The organism is Streptomyces sp. NPDC002773, from assembly GCF_040295605.1.
GTDB lineage: Bacteria > Actinomycetota > Actinomycetes > Streptomycetales > Streptomycetaceae > Streptomyces.
This window is the reverse complement of the sequence record NZ_JBEOVO010000005.1, coordinates 1-18,779: the sequence shown is the minus strand read 5'-3', so window position 1 is coordinate 18,779 and position 18,779 is coordinate 1. Positions and strand designations below refer to the sequence as shown.

General features: G+C 70.7%; 22 protein-coding genes. 14 read left to right on the top strand and 8 right to left on the bottom strand.

Annotated elements, in window-relative coordinates; translation table 11 throughout:
- The first annotated feature begins 31 nt into the window (after positions 1–31).
- The gene (locus tag ABT034_RS08565) at positions 32–418 is read left to right on the top strand and encodes a hypothetical protein (RefSeq protein WP_351212705.1); all 387 of its coding nucleotides are present in this window, start codon (positions 32–34) and stop codon (positions 416–418) included.
- Here ABT034_RS08565 and ABT034_RS08560 read toward each other — a convergent pair.
- Positions 387–1,136, bottom strand: a complete 750-nt coding sequence (locus tag ABT034_RS08560; protein WP_351212703.1) for a FadR/GntR family transcriptional regulator — start codon at positions 1,134–1,136, stop codon at positions 387–389. The genes ABT034_RS08565 and ABT034_RS08560 overlap by 32 nt on opposite strands.
- Positions 1,137–1,215: 79 nt before the next feature.
- Between ABT034_RS08560 and ABT034_RS08555 the strand changes: the two genes are divergently transcribed.
- The 4 genes from ABT034_RS08555 to ABT034_RS08540 all read left to right on the top strand — a co-directional run bounded on the left by ABT034_RS08555 (position 1,216) and on the right by ABT034_RS08540 (position 3,633).
- On the top strand, positions 1,216–2,598 hold the full coding sequence (locus ABT034_RS08555) for a CynX/NimT family MFS transporter (RefSeq protein ID WP_351212701.1): 1,383 nt from the start codon (positions 1,216–1,218) through the stop codon (positions 2,596–2,598).
- Positions 2,599–2,615: 17 nt separating this feature from the next.
- Positions 2,616–2,732 carry an SGM_5486 family transporter-associated protein gene (locus ABT034_RS08550; RefSeq protein WP_260461994.1) on the top strand — a complete coding sequence of 39 codons (117 nt, stop codon included), beginning with the start codon at positions 2,616–2,618 and terminating at the stop codon, positions 2,730–2,732.
- A gap of 143 nt (positions 2,733–2,875) precedes the next feature.
- Positions 2,876–3,079, top strand: coding sequence for a hypothetical protein (locus tag ABT034_RS08545; protein WP_351212698.1), 204 nt, complete (start codon positions 2,876–2,878; stop codon positions 3,077–3,079).
- A gap of 35 nt (positions 3,080–3,114) precedes the next feature.
- The gene (locus ABT034_RS08540; protein WP_351212696.1) at positions 3,115–3,633 is read left to right on the top strand and encodes a SixA phosphatase family protein; all 519 of its coding nucleotides are present in this window, start codon (positions 3,115–3,117) and stop codon (positions 3,631–3,633) included.
- Positions 3,634–3,792: 159 nt separating this feature from the next.
- Here ABT034_RS08540 and serB read toward each other — a convergent pair whose 3' ends face one another.
- Positions 3,793–5,007 carry a phosphoserine phosphatase SerB gene (gene serB, locus ABT034_RS08535; protein WP_351212694.1) on the bottom strand — a complete coding sequence of 405 codons (1,215 nt, stop codon included), beginning with the start codon at positions 5,005–5,007 and terminating at the stop codon, positions 3,793–3,795.
- Positions 5,008–5,204: 197 nt separating this feature from the next.
- Here serB and ABT034_RS08530 point away from each other — a divergent pair, with 197 nt between their 5' ends.
- Positions 5,205–7,802: an ABC transporter ATP-binding protein/permease gene (locus ABT034_RS08530; RefSeq protein WP_351212692.1), complete on the top strand. Its 2,598-nt coding sequence runs from the start codon at positions 5,205–5,207 to the stop codon at positions 7,800–7,802.
- Positions 7,803–7,905: 103 nt separating this feature from the next.
- Here ABT034_RS08530 and ABT034_RS08525 read toward each other — a convergent pair whose 3' ends face one another.
- Positions 7,906–8,682, bottom strand: a complete 777-nt coding sequence (locus ABT034_RS08525; RefSeq protein ID WP_351212690.1) for a transglycosylase SLT domain-containing protein — start codon at positions 8,680–8,682, stop codon at positions 7,906–7,908.
- A 435-nt stretch (positions 8,683–9,117) separates the two neighbouring features.
- On the opposite strand from ABT034_RS08525, the gene ABT034_RS08520 reads away from it, so the two are divergent.
- The 3 genes from ABT034_RS08520 (at position 9,118) to ABT034_RS08510 (ending at position 11,296) form a co-directional block, all read left to right on the top strand.
- Entirely contained in the window at positions 9,118–10,263 is a 1,146-nt protein-coding gene (locus tag ABT034_RS08520) for a GAF domain-containing sensor histidine kinase (RefSeq protein WP_351212688.1), read from the top strand.
- Positions 10,256–10,900 carry a response regulator gene (locus ABT034_RS08515; RefSeq protein WP_351212686.1) on the top strand — a complete coding sequence of 215 codons (645 nt, stop codon included), beginning with the start codon at positions 10,256–10,258 and terminating at the stop codon, positions 10,898–10,900. The genes ABT034_RS08520 and ABT034_RS08515 overlap by 8 nt, the downstream gene beginning before the upstream one ends.
- A 153-nt stretch (positions 10,901–11,053) precedes the next feature.
- Positions 11,054–11,296, top strand: coding sequence for a chaplin (locus tag ABT034_RS08510; protein ID WP_351212684.1), 243 nt, complete (start codon positions 11,054–11,056; stop codon positions 11,294–11,296).
- A gap of 118 nt (positions 11,297–11,414) precedes the next feature.
- Here the strand turns inward: ABT034_RS08510 and ABT034_RS08505 are convergent, their stop codons facing one another.
- Positions 11,415–12,206, bottom strand: a complete 792-nt coding sequence (locus ABT034_RS08505) for an Rv1486c family protein (RefSeq protein WP_351212682.1) — start codon at positions 12,204–12,206, stop codon at positions 11,415–11,417.
- A 146-nt stretch (positions 12,207–12,352) separates the two neighbouring features.
- On the opposite strand from ABT034_RS08505, the gene ABT034_RS08500 reads away from it, so the two are divergent.
- From ABT034_RS08500 to ABT034_RS08485, 4 genes are all read left to right on the top strand, one after another.
- Entirely contained in the window at positions 12,353–13,150 is a 798-nt protein-coding gene (locus ABT034_RS08500; RefSeq protein WP_351212680.1) for an ABC transporter ATP-binding protein, read from the top strand.
- Positions 13,151–13,226: 76 nt separating this feature from the next.
- On the top strand, positions 13,227–13,658 hold the full coding sequence (locus ABT034_RS08495; protein WP_351212678.1) for an NfeD family protein: 432 nt from the start codon (positions 13,227–13,229) through the stop codon (positions 13,656–13,658).
- 93 nt (positions 13,659–13,751) lie between these two features.
- A complete protein-coding gene (locus ABT034_RS08490; protein ID WP_351212676.1) occupies positions 13,752–14,690 on the top strand; it encodes an SPFH domain-containing protein in 939 nt (312 codons plus the stop codon).
- Positions 14,691–14,782: 92 nt separating this feature from the next.
- Positions 14,783–15,556: a sulfite exporter TauE/SafE family protein gene (locus ABT034_RS08485; RefSeq protein WP_351212674.1), complete on the top strand. Its 774-nt coding sequence runs from the start codon at positions 14,783–14,785 to the stop codon at positions 15,554–15,556.
- A 65-nt stretch (positions 15,557–15,621) separates the two neighbouring features.
- Here the strand turns inward: ABT034_RS08485 and ABT034_RS08480 are convergent, their stop codons facing one another.
- The 3 genes from ABT034_RS08480 to ABT034_RS08470 all read right to left on the bottom strand — a co-directional run bounded on the left by ABT034_RS08480 (position 15,622) and on the right by ABT034_RS08470 (position 17,650).
- Positions 15,622–16,128, bottom strand: a complete 507-nt coding sequence (locus ABT034_RS08480; RefSeq protein ID WP_351212672.1) for an HNH endonuclease — start codon at positions 16,126–16,128, stop codon at positions 15,622–15,624.
- Between the two features lie 164 nt (positions 16,129–16,292).
- Positions 16,293–16,832, bottom strand: a complete 540-nt coding sequence (locus ABT034_RS08475) for a YbhB/YbcL family Raf kinase inhibitor-like protein (protein WP_351212670.1) — start codon at positions 16,830–16,832, stop codon at positions 16,293–16,295.
- Between the two features lie 35 nt (positions 16,833–16,867).
- A complete protein-coding gene (locus ABT034_RS08470) occupies positions 16,868–17,650 on the bottom strand; it encodes a sporulation protein (RefSeq protein ID WP_351212668.1) in 783 nt (260 codons plus the stop codon).
- Positions 17,651–17,737: 87 nt separating this feature from the next.
- Between ABT034_RS08470 and ABT034_RS08465 the strand changes: the two genes are divergently transcribed.
- Positions 17,738–18,400, top strand: a complete 663-nt coding sequence (locus ABT034_RS08465; protein ID WP_351212666.1) for a DNA-3-methyladenine glycosylase — start codon at positions 17,738–17,740, stop codon at positions 18,398–18,400.
- 145 nt (positions 18,401–18,545) lie between these two features.
- Here ABT034_RS08465 and ABT034_RS08460 read toward each other — a convergent pair.
- A partial coding sequence (locus ABT034_RS08460; protein WP_351212664.1) for a hypothetical protein occupies positions 18,546–18,779 on the bottom strand: 234 nt, incomplete at its 5' end.

Here is an 18,779-nt window from a genome sequence, read left to right as displayed (position 1 = left end):
TTCCTGTGACGGACGGGGAGGAGGTACGGGCATGCACGCGATACGCAACGGCTTCGGAGCGTTCGCCTCCGTGGCCGTCCTGCTGACCGGGATAGCCGTCGCCGCGGAGGTACGGGCGGCCCCCGCCCCCGCCGAGGAACTCCCGGTCACCGCCCCCGCGGCCGAGGAGTCGGAGAACTTCGGCGCCTCCTGCCGCACCGTCGTCCAAGGCTCCCGCGTCACGGCCCACTGCCACAACCCGTACCCGGACACCGACCGGGTCCGCCTCCACGTCGAGTGCGAGCGCTGGTGGGACGTCGACAGCGACAGTGCCCCCGTGGACGTCGAGCCCGCCGCGCACGCCCAGGTCACCGGACGCTGCTGGAAGGAGGTCCGGTCCGCCTGGGTCACGCACCAGCCGGCGGACCGGACTCCGTGACCGGGTCCTCGGCCAGGTCCTCGACCGGCTCCGTGACCGCCTCCGGCGCCGGACTCCGCAGGCACATGAAGGGATAGCCGGCCGCCTCGGTACCGGCCCGCTCCGCGTCGCCGTCCCGGATCGCGTCCACCAGGCGCGCGTGGTCCATGTGGTTCTCGGGCCGCAGCACCTGTCCCACGTCGTCGCGCAGCCACTCCCGCAGCACATCGCCCAGGTCGGCGTAGAGCTCCGTGAGCACCTCGTTCCCCGACGCGGCGACGACCGCGTGGTGGAAGGCCGCGTCGACGGTCACGAACCGATCCGCGTCGCCGGACTCCCACGCCTCCTCGCGCCGTACGAGCAGGGCGTCGAGCTGCTTCAGATCCCGCTCGGTGCGCCGCGCCGCCGCGAACCGCGCCGCCGCCGACTCCAGGGTCGAGCGGAGTTCGGCGACGTGCCGGGGGTCGGAGCCGGCGAAACGCCGGTGCATGACGCCCGCCAGTTCGCTGGTGGCGATGACGTACGTTCCGGAGCCCTGGCGGATGTCGAGCAGCCCGTTGTGGGCGAGTGCCCGCACCGCCTCGCGCACGGTGTTACGGGCCACTCCCAGCTGCTCGACCAGCTCGGGCTCCGTCGGGATGCGTGAACCGACCGGCCATTCGCCGGAGGTGATCTGGTTCCGCAGCTCGGCGATCACCTGATCGGAGAGGCCTGCGCGCCGGGGGTGACCGAGGGCCATGGAGCACCTTCCCACTTCGTCTGGGGACTGGTCGTTCGAGATTGGACAACCAATCATCCCATGATTCTATGATGGCCTCATGCCTGACGAGCCGAAGACCCTCGAACCCGCCGCCCGAACGGCCGGGCCCCCCGCTCCGGCGGCCGCCACGGAACCACCCGGAACGGCCCCCGCCGCCCCCGCGCGCCGCTGGACCCTCGGCCTCGTCACCGTCGGACTCGTCCTGGCCGCGCTGAACCTGCGCCCCGCCATCACCAGCCTCGGCGCCCTCCTCGAAGAGGTCAGCGAGGGCCTCCACATGAGCGGCAGCGTCGCCGGCGTCCTCACCTCCGTGCCCCCGCTCTGCTTCGCGGTCTTCGGTATCACGGCCCCGCGCCTCGCCCGCCGCTTCGGCCCCGTCGCCGTCGTCTGCGCGGGCATGGCCGCGATCTTCACGGGCCTCGTCCTGCGGCCCTTCGCGGGCGGCACCGCCGGCTTCCTCGCCGCCAGCGCCCTCGCCCTGATGGGCATCGCCGTCAGCAACGTCCTGATGCCCGTCATCGTCAAGCGGTACTTCCCCGACCGCGTCGGCAGCATGACCGGCCTCTACTCCATGGCACTCGCCCTCGGGACCTCCGTCGCCGCGGCCGCGACCGTGCCGATGACGGAGGCCCTCGGCGGGGACTGGCGCATCGGCCTCGGCGTCTGGGCGGGCGTCGCCGCGCTCGCCGTCCTGCCCTGGATCCCCCTCCTGCGCGACCGCGCCGACTCGGGCCGTACGGGGGAGCGCACGGCCACGACCGCGAGCGAGAACACCCCGACGGCGAAGGCCACGCAGAGGGCGAAGGCCGCCGCGTCCCCGGCGAAGGCCACCCCCGCGTCCCCGACCGAGGCCGCCGCCCCGCCGCGCGTCACCCGCAGCCGTACCGCCTGGGCCCTCGGCTGCTTCTTCGGCCTCCAGGCCACCGGCGCCTACATCACCATGGGCTGGATGCCGCAGATCTTCCGCGACGCCGGCGTCCCCGCCTCCACCGCGGGCGTGCTCCTCGCCGTCACGATGGTCATGGGCGTGCCGCTCGCCTTCGTCATCCCCCGGCTCGCCACCCGGATGCGCAACCAGGGCCCGATCGTCGTCGCGCTCGGCCTCTGCGGCCTCGGCGGGTACACCGGCCTCCTCCTCGCCCCGGCCGCCGGAGCCTGGGCCTGGGCACTGCTGCTCGGCGTCTCCAACTGCGCCTTCCCGCTCGCCCTCACCATGATCGGCATGCGCACGCGTACCGGGGCCGGAGTCGTCCGGCTCTCCGCCTTCGCGCAGAGCGTCGGCTACCTCATCTCCATCCCCGGGCCCCTCCTCGTCGGTGTGCTCTACCAGCACAGCGGCGGCTGGGGACTCCCGATCGCGCTCATGGCCGGGCTCATGGTGCCGCAGATGATCGTCGGGACCCTGGCGGGCAGGGACCGGACGGTCGAGGACGAATGCTGAGATGCGAGACTGTCGTCATGCCAGTCCTCGAACCCAACCCCCCGAACGGCCAGAAGAAGCTGCTCCTCGTGCTCGGCGCGATGCTCGGCATCTCGGTGGTCATCGCCGTCATCGCCACCTTCGCCTCACCGTGAGCGTCGAGGGTGGGGACAACCCCCGTATCCCCTAGGGGGTGAGTGTCAGGGTGAACTGGGTGGATCACCTGATGGGCCGGAGGGCGCCCGCTCCGTAGGTTGGAGACCACGCGGAAAAGGTTCCCCACCCCTCGGAGGCGGCCATGTCGGCCCGATCGCACACCAGCACCCGGCCCCTGCCGACCGGCGTCGACACCCGGCTGCCCTGGTGGGCGCTGGTCCTCCCCGTGGCCGCTTTCACCGCCCTGCTGCTGCTGATAGCCGGGCCCGGCGGGGCGCACGCGACCGGGGGCGGCGCGGGAGTCGGCGGGGTCCTGGAGCAGATCCAGCAAACGCTCTCTCCCTGAGTCGGCGCGAGCCGTTTCATGCGAAGCTGAGGACCATGAGCGTCGATACATCCCGCAGGATCGTGCTGCTCCGACACGCCAAGGCCGACTGGAGCGATGAGGCCGACCACGAGCGCCCCCTCGCCGAGCGAGGCCGCAAGGACGCCCCCGCGGTGGGCCGAAAGCTCGCCGCGACCGGCATCGCCTTCGACCTGGCCCTCTGCTCGACCGCCGTCAGAACCCGCGAGACCTGGAAGCTGGCCGTGCAGGCACTGCCGGAGCGACCCAGGACCGTGTACGAGGAGCGGCTGTACGAGGCCTCGCTCGGCGAGCTCATCGCCCTGCTCAACGAGACCCCGGACGAGGTCCGCGACCTCGTCGTCATCGGCCACAACCCCGGCATGCACGCCCTCGCGGACGCCCTGGCCGGGGAGTCCGAGGGCGACGTCCTGCCCCGGATGAACCGCAGCGGCTTCCCGACCTCCGCCTTCGCCGTCCTCACCTTCAGCGGCGACTGGAAGACCCTGGAGCACGGCGCCGGCCGACTCGTCGAGTTCTGGACCCCGCACGAGTGACCCGCACGCCTGACCCGCACGCCTGACCCGTACGGCTGATCGGTACGTCCGAAGCCGTACGGAAAGGGGCCCGGCCGTCATCCGACGACCGGGCCCCTTCGGCGTACGCGCGCCGCCACCGCTCAGTGCAGCTGGTCCTCGTACGCGCGCCGCCACCGCTCAGTGCAGCTGGTCCTCGGGGCCGTCCGCCGCCTCGACCTCTTCGCGCGTGATGCCGAGCAGATACAGCACGGTGTCCAGGAACGGCACGTTCACCGCGGTGTGGGCGGCCCGGCGCACCACCGGCTTCGCGTTGAACGCCACGCCGAGCCCGGCCGCGTTCAGCATGTCCAGGTCGTTCGCCCCGTCGCCGATCGCCACGGTCTGCGCCAGCGGCACCCCCGCCTCCGCCGCGAACCGGCGCAGCAACCGCGCCTTGCCCGCCCGGTCCACGATCTCGCCGGTCACCCGCCCGGTGAGCTTGCCGTCGACGATCTCCAGGGTGTTGGCGGAGGCGAAGTCGAGCCCGAGCCGCTCCTTCAGATCGTCGGTGACCTGCGTGAATCCGCCGGAGACGACGCCCACCTGGTAGCCGAGCCGCTTGAGCGTACGGATCAGGGTCCGGGCCCCGGGCGTCATCCGCACTTCGGCGCGGACCTTGTCGACCACGGAGGCGTCGAGCCCGGCGAGCAGTTCCACCCGCGCGTGCAGCGACTGCTCGAAGTCCAGCTCCCCGCGCATCGCGGCCGCCGTCACCTCGGCGACCTTGTCCTCGCAGCCCGCGTGCGCCGCGAAGAGCTCGATCACCTCGTCCTGGATCAGCGTCGAGTCGACGTCCATGACGACGAGCCGCTGGGCGCGCCGGTGCAGCCCGGCCGAGACGACGGCCACGTCGACGCCGATGGAGTGCGCTTCGGGGGCCAGCGCGGTCCGCAGCGGCTCCGTCTCGCAGCCGGACACGGCGAACTCGACGGCCGTGACCGGATACTTCGCCAGCCGGAAGATACGGTCGATGTTGCCGCCGGTCTCCGCGATCCTGGCCGCTATGGCCGCCGTCTGCTCCGCGGTCAGCGGGTGCCCGAGCACGGTCACGTGGGAGCGCCCACTGCCGCGCGGCCGGTTGTCACCCGTACCGGAGATGATCTCGGCCTGGAGCCCCTGGGACTCGGCCCAGCTGTGCACGGTGGCCCGGAGCTCGCCCTGCGAGGCGACGGTCGGCTCGGTGACGAGCGCGCACAGGACGAGGCGGCCGCGGGACACGACCTGCTCGATGTCCACGACGTCGACGGAGTAGGCGGCGAGGGTGTCGAAGAGTCCCGCGGTGATCCCGGGACGGTCCTTCCCGAAGATCTTGACGAGAAGGGTGGGAACGTCTGAGGTCTGCGATGCGCTCATGGTGCTTCCACCGTATCGGGCACCATGTGTCACCCGACCCCCCGTCCCGCCCTGCGGACACCCGACTGCTCCAGGAGTCACCCCGAAGGTCTTCACGCGGCCCGACTTTCCGATACGGGACCGGGCCTGAAATAGTTCCCCAGGATGATTCGCCATCCCTGGACTCCCGACGACGGGGGTACATCGGGGGACAAGTAGTGGGGCATGGAGTGCCAGAACTCGTACTGGAATTGAACGGCAGGACCTGGACGCTCGATCCGTCCCGGTCGTACACCCTGGGCAGGGACCCTCAGGGTGACCTGGTCATCGACGACGCCAGGGTCTCGTGGCGCCACGCCACCATCAGCTGGGGTGGCCGCAGTTGGGTCATCGAGGACCACGGCTCCACCAACGGTACGTTCCTGCAGGGGCAGCGGATCCACCAGGTGGAGATCGGCCCCGGTTCGGCCGTCCACCTGGGCAACGCGACCGACGGCCCGCGACTGAATCTCGCCGCCGCCGCGCCCCAGCACCAGGTGCCCGGGCAGCAGGCCCCGGCCCAGGCCCACCAGGCCGCCCCGGCCCACCAAGCCGCCGCCCAGGCCGACTGGGCCACGCACCAGGCGCCCCCGCAGCAGCAGGGCTGGCCGCAGCAGGGCGCACAGGGCGGACACGCCCCCGCGCACCAGCAGGTCCCGCACCAGCAGGTCCCGGCCGGCCACCCGGGGCAGGGCGGCCCCGTCGAGCAGCTCGCGCAGAAGGTTCCGGCCACTGGCGGACCCGCGGGTGCCTCCTCGGCGTACGCCGACCGCAGCCCCACCACGTTCCACCAGTTGGCCCTCGGCCACGTCATGCGCATCGGCCGTGCCCTCGAGAACGAACTGGTCGTCTCCGACCTCCAGGTCTCGCGGCACCACGCCGAGTTCCACGCGACGCCCGACGGCCGCTTCGAGATCCGCGACCTCGGCTCGCACAACGGCACGTACGTCAACGGTCAGCCGATCACCAAGGGCGGCACCGCCCTCCTCGGCCCGCAGGACATCGTCGGCGTCGGCCACTCGACCTTCCGGCTCGTCGGCGGCCAGCTCGAGGAGTTCGTCGACACCGGCTCGATCTCCTTCTCCGCCCGCCACCTCACGGTCACCGTCGACGGCGGCAAGCAGATCCTCAAGGACGTCTCCTTCGGCGTCCCGGAGAAGTCGCTGATCGGGGTCATCGGCCCGTCCGGCTCCGGCAAGTCCACCCTGCTCAAGGCGCTGACCGGCTACCGCCCGGCCAACGAGGGCGATGTCCTCTACGACAACCGGAGCCTCTACAAGCAGTTCGCCGAGCTGCGCCAGCGCATCGGTCTGGTCCCGCAGGACGACATCCTGCACAAGGAGCTGACCGTCCAGAAGGCGCTGCGCTACGCGGCCAAGCTCCGCTTCCCCGGCGACACCGCCGAGGCCGAGCGCGAGGCCCGGATCGACGAGGTGCTGCGCGAGCTCAAGCTCGACATCCACAAGGAGAAGAAGGTCACCTCCCTCTCCGGTGGCCAGCGCAAGCGCGTCTCGGTCGCCCTGGAGCTCCTCACCAAGCCCTCGCTGATCTTCCTGGACGAGCCGACCTCCGGCCTCGACCCGGGCATGGACCGCGACGTCATGCAGCTGCTCCGCGGCCTCGCCGACGACGGCCGCACGGTCCTCGTCGTCACGCACTCGGTGGCCGAGCTGGGCCTCTGCGACAAGCTCCTCGTCATGGCGCCCGGCGGCTCGGTGGCGTACTTCGGCCCGCCGGAGGAGGCGCTGAACTTCTTCGGCTACTCCACCTGGGCCGACGTCTTCTCCGCCTTCGAGAACTACCGCGACTACGACTGGGCGGGCCGCTGGAAGGGCTCGCAGCACTACCAGATGTACGCCGCGGACATCGACGCCGTCGCCGCCCAGCCCGTCCAGATGCCGCAGCAGGCGATGGCCAGGCCGCCGAAGCCGCAGGGCTGGGGCTCCCAGCTGTGGACCCTGATCCGCCGCTACGTCTCCGTGATCGCCTCCGACAAGGGCTTCCTGGGCCTGATGGTCATCCTGCCCGCCGTCCTCGGCGCGGTCTCGGTGGTCATCCCCGCCGACTTCGGCCTGGGCTCGCCCACGCCGCCGTCCCGCTTCAACGGCGACGCCGGCACGATCATGCTGATCCTCGCGGTCGGCATGTGCTTCAGCGGCGCGGCCAACTCCGTCCGAGAACTGATCAAGGAACGGGTCATCTACGAACGGGAGCGCGCCACCGGCCTCTCCCGCTCCGCGTACCTGATGTCCAAGGTCATCGTCCTCGGCCTGATCACGGCCTTCCAGGGCGTCATCATCTGCGGCATCGGCTTCTCCACCCGCGCGCTGCCCGCCGAGGGCCTCCTCATGCCGCCGGCCGTCGAGCTGTGCATCCAGGTGATCGCCCTCGGCCTCACCTCGATGATGTTCGGCCTGGTCATCTCCGCCCTGGTGAAGACCGCCGAGAAGACCATGCCGCTGCTGGTCATGTTCGCGATCATCCAGGTCGTGTTCACCGGCATCCTGTTCCAGGTGTACGGCTCGCCCGGCCTGGAGCAGTTCGCCTGGCTGATGCCCTCCCGCTGGGGTATCGCGGGCGCCGGCACCACCCTCGACCTGGCCCGCCTCATGCCGCCGTGGGACCCGAAGAACCCCACGAACACCGACCCGTTGTGGGAGCACACCGTCGCGCAGTGGAGCCTGGACCTCGGCGTCCAGCTGCTCATGGCCGCCGTCTGCTGCGTCCTCGTGGCCCGGCTGCTGCGCCGCCACGAGCCCGAGGTCATGCGCAAGTAGCCCCGGCACGGCAGTACGCCGAAGGGCGGCACCCCGCGAGGGGGTGCCGCCCTTCGGCGTACGACAGCGGACCGACGGACCGACCGGGATCAGGGACCGGGGATCAGTAGGCGCTGTTGACGTTGTCGATCGAGCCGTAGCGGTCGGCCGCGTAGTTGGCGGCGGCGACGAGGTTGGCGACCGGGTCGTACTGGTCGAACTTGGTGCCCGCCACGTGGTACGTCTTGAAGGTCGGGTAGATGACCTGGAGCAGGCCCTTGGACGGGACGCCGTTGATGGCGTTGATGTCCCAGTTGTTGATGGCCCGCGGGTTACCGCTGGACTCGCGCATGATGTTCTTGTGCAGGCCGTTGTAGGTGCCCGGGATGTTGTGCTTGTCCATGATGAACAGCGCCTCGCGGATCCAGCCGTCGAGGTTGTTCGCGAAGACGGGGGTGCGGGCGACGGAACGGCTCGCGGCGGCCTTCTCCGCGGCACGCTTCTTCGCCGCGGCCTTCGCCTGCGCCTGAGCCTTGGCCTTGGCGTCCGCCTTGGCCTTCGCCGCGGCCTTCGCCTTGGCGTCCGCCTTCGCCTTCGCGGCGGCGGCGGCCTGGGCGTCGGCCTTGGCCTTCGCAGCGGCCTCCTGCTTGGCCTTCAGACCGATGGTGCTCTGCTGCTCGGTGACGCTGGCGGCCAGGGCCTTCGCCTGCGGGCTGCTCGCGTTGTACGACCAGGCCACCTGCTGGGTACCGGAGAGAGCCTGCGGCTCGGTTTCCTTGGTGCCGTTGCCGGGCACCAGGGAGAGGGTGAGCGCTGCGGCGCCCAGAGCGGCGACACCGGCGATCGTGGCCTTGTGGGTCTTCTTCAGACCACGATTGTGGCCAGGGGTGTTCGTAGACATACCGGACTACCTCTTCGAATCGCTGGGGGGTCGTCGCTCCGCCAGGAGTGGCGCTGCGCCTGGTCTCGGCGGCGACGTTGGCAATTCTTAGCGGCAGCAAAATGCTGTGGCAAAGGTGTGACGTACGATCCCGGGTAGTGGATCAGGGGCCCGTGCACGAGCCACCGAAGGGCCCTTATGTCGGGCTCACCCCACCCTGCCCCGCCCCAAGAGGCTCCACTACGGTCCTTCGTAAGTGACCTGGGTCCTATGCGCGGGCTCACATCGGGCGGGTAACAACCTCACCGCGCGTTGCGTGAGCAATGCGCACGGTCAACGCCCTCATCCTGGAGGACGAGACCGGGCCCCCAGCCCTACGACCTAGGTCCCCGGTCCCCCTCCACCGCCGTCTCCGGGCGGATACGCACGGTCACGGCCCGCCGGTACGGTGAACACATGAGCCATCGACCGAGCTCCGGCCTCGCCGCCGTGAGCACCGCCCTCCTGGCGATGAGCCGCCACCTGGAGGTCCGCGACGTCCTGAAGACGATCGTCGCCTCCGCCCGCGAGCTGCTCGACGCCGAGTACGCGGCCCTGGGCGTCCCGGACGACCACGGCGGCTTCGCCCAGTTCGTCGTCGACGGCGTCAGCGACGAGCAGTGGAAGGCGATCGGCCCGCTGCCCCGGCAGCACGGCATCCTCGCGTCGATGCTCCACAAGGCCGAGCCCGAGCGGCTCGCCGACGTCCGGGAGGACCCCCGCTTCGGGGGCTGGCCCGACGCCCACCCCGAGCTGTCCGACTTCCTCGGCCTGCCCGTCAGGGACGGCGACGAGATCCTCGCCGCCCTCTTCCTCGCCAACAAGCGCTGCCCGAGGGAGACCGGCGGCTGCGGCTTCACCGCCGAGGACGAGGAACTGCTCGCGATCCTCGCCCAGCACGCGGCCATCGCCCTCACCAACGCCCGGCTGTACGAGCGCAGCCGCGAGCTCACCATCGCCGAGGAGCGCTCCCGCCTCGCCCACGAGCTGCACGACGCCGTCAGCCAGAAGCTCTTCTCCCTCCGGCTGACCGCCCAGGCCGCCGCCGCCCTCGTCGACCGCGACCCCGGCCGCGCCAAGGACGAACTCCAGCAGGTCGCCGCGCTCGCCGCCGAGGCCGCCGACGAGCTGCGCGCCGCCGTCGTCGAGCTCCGCCCCGCCGCCCTCGACGAGGACGGCCTCGTCCACACCCTCCGTACCCACATCCAGGTCCTGGACCGCGCCCACACCGCCCGGGTCACCTTCGAGAGCCCCGGCACCCGCGCGCTGCCCGCCGCCCAGGAGGAGGCCGTGCTCCGTGTCGCCCAGGAGGCCCTGCACAACGCCCTGCGGCACGCGGAGGCGGAACTCGTCGCCGTCTCCCTCACCCGCAGCGGCCAGGGCGCGCGGCTGACCGTCACCGACGACGGAAAGGGCTTCGACCCGCGTACGGTCCGCAGCGCCGGGCGCCACCTCGGTCTGGTCTCCATGCGGGACCGGGCGAGCGGCGTCGGCGGATCGCTCACCGTGACCTCGGCCCGGGGCGAGGGCACCACGATCGAGATGGAGGTTCCCGGTGGCTGACAAGCGGATCCGAGTCCTGCTGGTCGACGACCACCAGGTCGTCCGACGGGGCCTGCGCACCTTCCTGGAGGTACAGGACGACATAGAGGTCGTGGGGGAGGCCTCCGACGGCGCCGAGGGCGTCGCCAGGGCCGAGGAGCTCCGCCCCGACGTCGTCCTCATGGACGTGAAGATGCCCGGCATGGACGGCGTCGAGGCGCTGAAGCGGCTCCGGGCGCTCGACAACCCGGCCAGGGTCCTGATCGTCACCAGCTTCACCGAGCAGCGCACGGTGGTCCCCGCGCTGCGCGCCGGCGCCTCCGGATACGTCTACAAGGACGTCGACCCCGACGCCCTCGCCGGCGCGATCCGCTCCGTCCACGCGGGGCACATCCTGCTCCAGCCCGAGGTCGCGGGCGCGCTCCTGTCCCAGGAGGACTCGCCGGGGGGCACGGGACGCGGTTCGACGCTCACGGAGCGGGAGCGCGAGGTCCTGGGCCTGATCGCGGACGGCCGTTCGAACCGCGAGATCGCCCGCGCGCTCGTCCTGTCGGAGAAGACGGTGAAGACGCACGTCTCGAACATCCTGATGAAGCTCGACCTCGCGGACCGCACCCAGGCGGCGCTCTGGGCGGTCAGGCACGGCCTCACCAACTGACGGGCCCCCCTTACGCGCGGGGCGCACGACCGTTCAGAACTTCATACCGTCGTGTGTATGTCCCCCGTTCGGCGCAACCTGTCGGGGTGTGCGGCGTTCTTCATGGCGTGCTGCGGCTGACCGGCCGCAGCGATGACCAGGAGGATGTACCAAGTGAAGAACCTCAAGAAGGCCGCTGCCCTCACCATGGTCGCCGGTGGCATCGTCGCCGCCGGCGCGGGTGTCGCCTCCGCCCACGGCGCCGAGGCCACGGGCAAGGCCCTCAACTCGCCGGGCATCGCCTCCGGCAACCTGGTGCAGGCCCCGGTCCACGTCCCCGTGAACGTCTCCGGCAACACGGTCACCGTGATCGGCCTGCTCAACCCGGCCTTCGCCAACCACGCCGCCAACCACTGAGCCCCCCGAAAAAGCCCCGGCCCCCGGAAGATCCCCCCGGGGGCCGGCCCCTTTCCCCCCCGCCCCCTGCGCCCTCACCCACCGGACCAGCGCCCCGCAGCCGGAAGCCCAGCAGCAGTCAGAACCCCCGCTCCCTCTCCCTCTCCTCCACATACGCGTTGTACGCCGCGACCTGCGCCCGCCGAGCCACCCTCTCCACCGGCCGCAAGGCCTCTCCCCGCGCCGCCATCTCCGACGCACTCACCGCGCCCCCGTGGCCGTGGTCGTACGCCAGGTCCACCAGCAGCCCGATCCGCTGCGCAAGCTCCAGGACCCGGACCGCCCGCGGCGGGTACCCGGGGGCCAGGACCTCCCGACCCACCTCCGCCCGCGCCCGGTACGCCTCACGGGCCGCGTCCGCCGCCGGGCCCGAGGCCGCGACGTCCAGCCGGGTCAGTACCGACGTGGCGTCCCGCAGGGCCTCCGCCAGCTCCCGCTCGGCCTCGCCGAGCGACGGCACGTCGGCCGGCGGCGCCTCCCGCACCGCGAGACAGCGCCAGACCACCTCCACGTGCACGTCACCCACCGGACCCGCCTCGGAGACCTCCGGCACGAGACCGTACGGAGCGCCGAAGCCCACCACCGCCTCCTCCGCCTCCAACGCGCGCGCGTTGAAGTCCGCGGGTCCGCTGAGCCCCAGCGGATGCCCCGGCGCGGGCAGCGCCACCCGCCACCCGGTCACCCCGAGCCGCCGCAGCCGCCCGAGCGCCAGCGTCAGCCCCACCGGCCGCGCCTCACCCGGCAACCCCTCCACGCGGTGCACCGCGTCCTCCCCGACAATGGCAAGGGCCGCCTCGTCCGGCGACACCGCCCCGGCCAGCAGGGCGTTGCCCCATGCGGCCAGGCGTCCTGAGCGTGGTTCCGAAAGCATCCCCCAAGACTAGGGCGCGTCCCGGGAGGCAAAGGAAGCCCTAGGGGTCGGCCCGCTCCGCCGATAACGTAGGTTTTCCCCTGGACGCCGCGCCCACCGGCGCAAGGCGACGACACGACTCGACCGCAAGGGGAGACAACGCGCTCATGAGCGATGTACTGGAGCTGGTGGACGTATCCGTGGTCCGCGACGGACGGGCTCTGGTGGACGACGTCTCCTGGTCGGTCAAGGAGGGCGAGCGCTGGGTCATCCTCGGACCCAACGGCGCCGGCAAGACCACCCTTCTGAACATCGCCTCCAGCTACCTCTTCCCCACCAAGGGCACCGCCCACGTCCTGGGCGAGCAGCTCGGCGGCGTCGGCACCGACGTCTTCGAACTCCGGCCCCGCATCGGCATGGCCGGCATCGCCATGGCGGAGAAGCTCCCCAAGCGCCAGACCGTCCTGCAGACCGTCCTCACCGCCGCGTACGGCATGACCGCCACCTGGCACGAGAACTACGACCCGGTCGACGAGCAGCGTGCCAAGGCCTTCCTCGACCGGCTCGGGATGAACGACTACCTGGACCGGAAGTTCGGCACCCTCTCCGAGGGCGAGCGCAAGCGCACCCTGATCGCCCGCGCCATGATGACCGACCCCGAGCTCCTCCTCCTCGACGAGCCCGCCGCCGGCCTCGACCTCGGCGGCCGCGAGGACCTGGTCCGCCGCCTCGGCCGCCTCGCCCGCGACCCGTACGCCCCCTCCATGATCATGGTCACCCACCATGTCGAGGAGATCGCGCCCGGCTTCACCCACGTCCTGATGATCCGTCAGGGCAAGGTCCTCGCCGCGGGCCCCGTCGAGATGGAACTGACCTCCCGCAACCTCTCGCTCTGCTTCGGCCTGCCGCTCGTCGTCGAGCGCGTCGCCGACCGCTGGACCGCCCACGGCCTTCCCCTGAAGTGACCGACCGGAGCGCCGGCGTCCCGCACAGCCGCCCGCGCCCTGTTCCCGAGGACCCCACCCGCCCTACCATGACCCCGTGGACATCGACGCGTGGGTCTGGTGGCTGATCGGCGCGGTGGGGCTCGGCATTCCGCTGGTCCTGACCGCGATGCCGGAGTTCGGCATGTTCTCCGTCGGAGCGGTCGCCGGGGCGGTGACCGCCGCCCTGGGCTTCGGCGTCACCCCCCAGGTACTCGTCTTCGTCGTCGTCTCCGTGGCGCTCATCGCGGTGGTACGGCCGATCGCCGCCCGGCACCGCGACGGCAGACCCGGCCATGCCAGCGGGGTCGACGCCCTGAAGGGCCGTCAGGCCGTCGTCCTGGAACGGGTCGACGCCTCCGGCGGCGGCAGGATCAAGCTCGCCGGCGAGATCTGGTCCGCCCGCGCGCTCGACACCGGACAGACCTTCGAACCGGGCGACCAGGTCGACGTCGTCGAGATCGACGGAGCGACCGCCGTCGTCATGTGACCGAACCTCGCCCATGACGTTCCGTCATCTGCGAAACTCGATCATGCAAGGCCACCCGGCAGTCAACCGGCAGCGAAGGACACGGGGAACACGATGTCAGCAGTCATCATCGTTCTGATCATTCTGGTGGTGCTCGTCTTCATCGCCCTGATCAAGACGATCCAGGTCATCCCGCAGGCCAGCGCGGCGATCGTGGAGCGCTTCGGCCGCTACACCCGCACGCTCAACGCCGGACTGAACATCGTCGTCCCGTTCATCGACTCGATCCGCAACCGGATCGACCTCCGCGAGCAGGTCGTCCCGTTCCCGCCGCAGCCGGTGATCACCCAGGACAACCTCGTCGTCAACATCGACACCGTCATCTACTACCAGGTGACCGACGCCCGCGCCGCGACCTACGAGGTCGCCAGCTACATCCAGGCGATCGAGCAGCTCACCGTCACCACCCTGCGCAACATCATCGGCGGCATGGACCTGGAGCGGACCCTGACCTCCCGCGAGGAGATCAACGCGGCCCTGCGCGGAGTCCTCGACGAGGCCACCGGCAAGTGGGGCATCCGCGTCAACCGCGTCGAGCTCAAGGCGATCGAGCCGCCGACCTCCATCCAGGACTCGATGGAGAAGCAGATGCGCGCCGAGCGCGACAAGCGCGCCGCGATCCTCACCGCCGAGGGCACCCGCCAGTCCGCGATCCTCACCGCGGAGGGTGAGAAGCAGTCCGCGATCCTCCGCGCCGAGGGTGAGTCCAAGGCCGCCGCCCTGCGCGCCGAGGGCGAGGCCCAGGCGGTCCGTACGGTCTTCGAGGCCATCCACGCCGGTGACCCGGACCAGAAGCTGCTCTCGTACCAGTACCTCCAGATGCTCCCGAAGATCGCCGAGGGCGATGCCAACAAGCTCTGGATCGTGCCCAGCGAGATCGGCGACGCACTCAAGGGCCTCTCCGGCGCCTTCGGCAACAAGGACGGCAGCGTCCCCGGCTTCAACACCAAGGGCGCCGCCGCCGAAAGGCGAGACGAACCGCCGGTTGACTGACACGTACACGTAATTCTCGTGCATGATCGGTGCGAGCCCCTCGACCCTGACGGCGTCACGGCGGGGAGGCGACTCACTGACCATGTAAGGAGATGGCGTTGTCCATCTGGGAAGCCCTGGCAGTCTTCGCCGCCGGCATCGGCGCCGGCACCATCAACACCATCGTCGGATCGGGAACGCTCATCACGTTCCCGGTCCTCCTCGCGACCGGACTCCCCCCGATCACCGCGAACGTCTCCAACGCCCTCGGACTCGTCCCCGGTTCCATCAGCGGAGCCATTGGCTACCGGCGCGAACTCAAGGGCCAGAAAGCCCGCATCCTCCGCCTCGGCGGCGCCGCCCTCCTCGGCGGCCTCATCGGCGCGATCCTGCTCCTGGCGCTGCCGTCCAAGGCCTTCGACGCGATCGTCCCCGTCCTCATCGGCCTCGCGCTGATCCTGGTCCTCCTCCAGCCCCGCATCGCCGCCGCCGTCAAGCGCCGCCGCGAACAGACCGGCACCGAGGCCCACCCCGACGGCGGCCCCGCCCTCCTCGTTGGCCTCTGCCTCGCCAGCATGTACGGCGGCTACTTCGGCGCCGCCCAAGGGGTGCTCTACCTCTCCCTCATGGGCCTGCTGCTCCACGACTCCCTACAGCGGATCAACGCCGTCAAGAACATCCTCGGCGCCCTCGTCAACGGCGTCGCCGCCGTCTTCTTCCTCTTCGTCGCCCACTTCGACTGGACGGCCGTCCTGCTCATCGCCGTCGGCTCCACCATCGGCGGCCAGATCGGCGCCAAGGTCGGCCGCAAGCTGCCGCCCACCGTCCTGCGCGGAGTGATCATCGCGGTCGGCGTCGTCGCGATCCTCCAACTCACGCTCCGCTGACGCCAACGACGGAAGGGCCCGTCCCCCCCACCGGGAGAGACGGGCCCACACCGTACGAGACAGGGTTACGCGGCCGCTTTCGCCAGCCACTCCGGCAGCTCGGACCGCTCGCTCGCCCGCATCGAGAGCAGCATCGCGTCCGCCGGCGTCGGCTCGAACGGCTGGTGCAGCAGCGGCATCCCCGCCTGCTCCGGAGTCCGGTCGGCCTTGCGGTGGTTGTCCTCGGCGCACGAGGCCACCGTGTTCAGCCAGCTGTCCCCACCGCCCTGGGCACGCGGCACCACGTGGTCGACGGTCGTCGCCCGCCGCCCGCAGTACGCGCACCGGTGCTGGTCCCGGACCAGCACCCCCCGTCTCGACCACGGCGCCTGTCTTCGGAAGGGCACCCGTACGTAACGGCAGAGCCTGATCACCCGCGGCACGGGAAGGTCGACCTCGGCACCGCGCACCCGCAGATCAGGATGGGCGTGCTCGACGACGGCCTTGGCCTGCAGGACAAGCACCACCGCGCGGTTGAGTGTGACCGTCGAAAGCGGCTCGAAGCTCGCGTTGAGTACCAGCGTGTCCCGCATTGTGCCCACCTCCCGTGTGCAGGCCCGGCCCCGGGCGGGGCGGTGGGGCCTGGAGCAACGATGGCCGGGCCGGCCGGGGTCGGACAACGCAATTTCCCGCGCAACAAAAGATGCCCGCTTCTGATCTCTCCAAGACCAGAAGCGGGCAAACAACAAACGAACGATCAGACCGCCGCCGGAGCCGCGTACTCACCGATCAACTGGGCACGCCCCAGCGTGTGGAACCGCAGGTTGAACCCGACGGCCGCGGGCGAGGCGTCCGCGTCCGGACCGAGCTTCTCGCGGTCGACCGCGTACACCGTGAAGACATAACGGTGCGCGGGATCCCCCTCCGGCGGAGCCGCACCGCCGAACTCCTTGGCGCCGTAGTCGTTCCGGGCGTGCACGGCCCCGGCCGGCAGACCCTTGAACGACCCCGACCCGGCCCCTGCGGGCAGCTCCGTCACCGACACCGGGATGTCGAACAGCACCCAGTGCCAGAACCCGCTGCCCGTCGGCGCGTCCGGATCGAAGCACGTGACGGCGAAGCTCTTCGTCTCCGCCGGGAATCCCTCCCAGCGCAGGTGCGGCGAGGTGTCCCCCTCCGCCTGCACCTGAGCGTCCTTCAGGACCTCACCCGCCGCGACGTCGTCGCTCACCACGGTGAACGCCGCCACCGGCGGATGGAAGTCGTGGGGGAGCGGCGCCCTTTTGTCCTCAGACACGTAGAACCTCTTCTTCTCGACCGATCCTGCCGAGCTTAGAGCCAGTTGCGACGGCCGCCGACCTCGGCGAGCCACTGGTTCAGGTAAGCCGCCCAGTCGGTGGTGTGGAAGTCGTGGAGCCCCACCTTGAAGGCACGGAACGAGTCGCTGCCCTCACCGAACAGACCCGGCTTCTTGTCCATCTCCAGGACGACGTCCATCTCACGGTCGTCCGCGACGAAGCTGACCTCGACTTGGTTGAGACCGCGGTACTGCTGCGGCGCGAAGAACTCGATCTCCTGGTAGAACGGCAGCTTCTGCCGCGTCCCCCGGATCTGCCCGCGCTCCATGTCCGCGCTCTTGAAGCGGAACCCGAGCTGGAGGAAGGCGTCCAGAATCGCCTGCTGCGCCGGCAGCGGGTGCACGTTCACCGGGTCCAGGTCACCGGAGTCCACCGCGCGGGCGATCTCCAGCTCGGTCGTCACACCGATGTGCATACCGCGCAGCTGCTGCCCGGCGACCGAGGTCACCGGCGTCTCCCACGGAATCTCCAGACCGAACGGCACCACGTGCACCGCGCCGGCCTTCACCTCGAAGGCACCGCCCAGGCGGACCTTGACGAACTCGATGTCCTGCTTCTGCTCCTGGTCGCCGCCCTCCACCTCGACCCGCGCCTGCAGCCCGACGGAGAGCCCCTCGATCTGCTGGTCGACACTGCCGCCCTGGATCCGCACCTCGCCCTGGACGACACCGCCCGGAACCACGTTCTCCTCGGTGAGCACCGTCTCCACGCTGGCCCCACCGGCACCCAGGCTCGCGAGCAGCTTCTTGAATCCCATGAATGACACTCCTTCTCGGTCCTGACCCCTACATACGCGCGACGACCGTAGCGGGTTCCCGACCGGGCCCCACTACGCTCGGACGCCATGAGTGAGAGTCCCGACCGTACGCCGCTCCCGCGGACCTTCTTCGACCGCCCGGTCCTCGAGGTGGCCCCCGACCTCCTCGGCCGCACCCTCGTCCGCAATTCCGACGGGGGCCGGATGGAACTGCGCCTCACGGAGGTGGAGGCGTACGCGGGCGCGATCGACCCCGGCTCACACGCCTTCCGAGGGCGCACGGCCCGCAACGCCGTCATGTTCGGCCCACCCGGACACGCGTACGTCTACTTCACGTACGGGATGTGGCACTGCCTCAACCTGGTGTGCGGCCCCGAGGGCGAGGCGAGCGGGGTCCTGCTGCGCGCGGGGGAGTTCCTCCACGGCGCCGACCACGCCCGCCCCCGCCGACGCTCGGCCCGTTACGACCGCGAGCTGGCCAAGGGCCCGGCGCGCCTGGCCACAGCCCTCGACGTCGCCCTCTCCCTCAACGGCACGGACACCTGCGCCGACCCGGAAGCCCCGCTCGCCCTGCTCACCGGCACCCCGCCCGACCCGGACCTCATCCGCACCGGCCCCCGCACAGGCGTCGGCGGCGACGGCGCCCCGCACCCGTGGCGCTTCTGGATCGACGAGGACCCGACGGTGAGCCCGTACCGCGCCCACACCCCCCGGAGGCGTAGGCTTGACTCCGGCGGACGGAACGCCTAACGTAGCCCGAGCAGCTGGTTACGGGCCTGCTTGTTCGAGCACCCCGCAGCGGCCACCCACTACTGAACATGACGCCCCAGCAGGGGTCTGTTCCGGCATGCCGGAATTCGAATTCGATTGACTCAATTATGAGTCGCCGAATGAATCAGCTAAAGTAGTGAACGCGCCGAGAGGCAAAAGGCAGCCAACAGGCCACCGGATACAAACTCCGAACCGGAAACGGAACGGAAAACGATCTGGTAAGGTTGGAAACACGAAATACCGAAGGGAAGCCCGGAGGAAAACCCGAGAGGGTGAGTACAAAGGAAGCGTCCGTTCCTTGAGAACTCAACAGCGTGCCAAAAATCAACGCCAGATTAGTTGATACCCCGTCCATCTT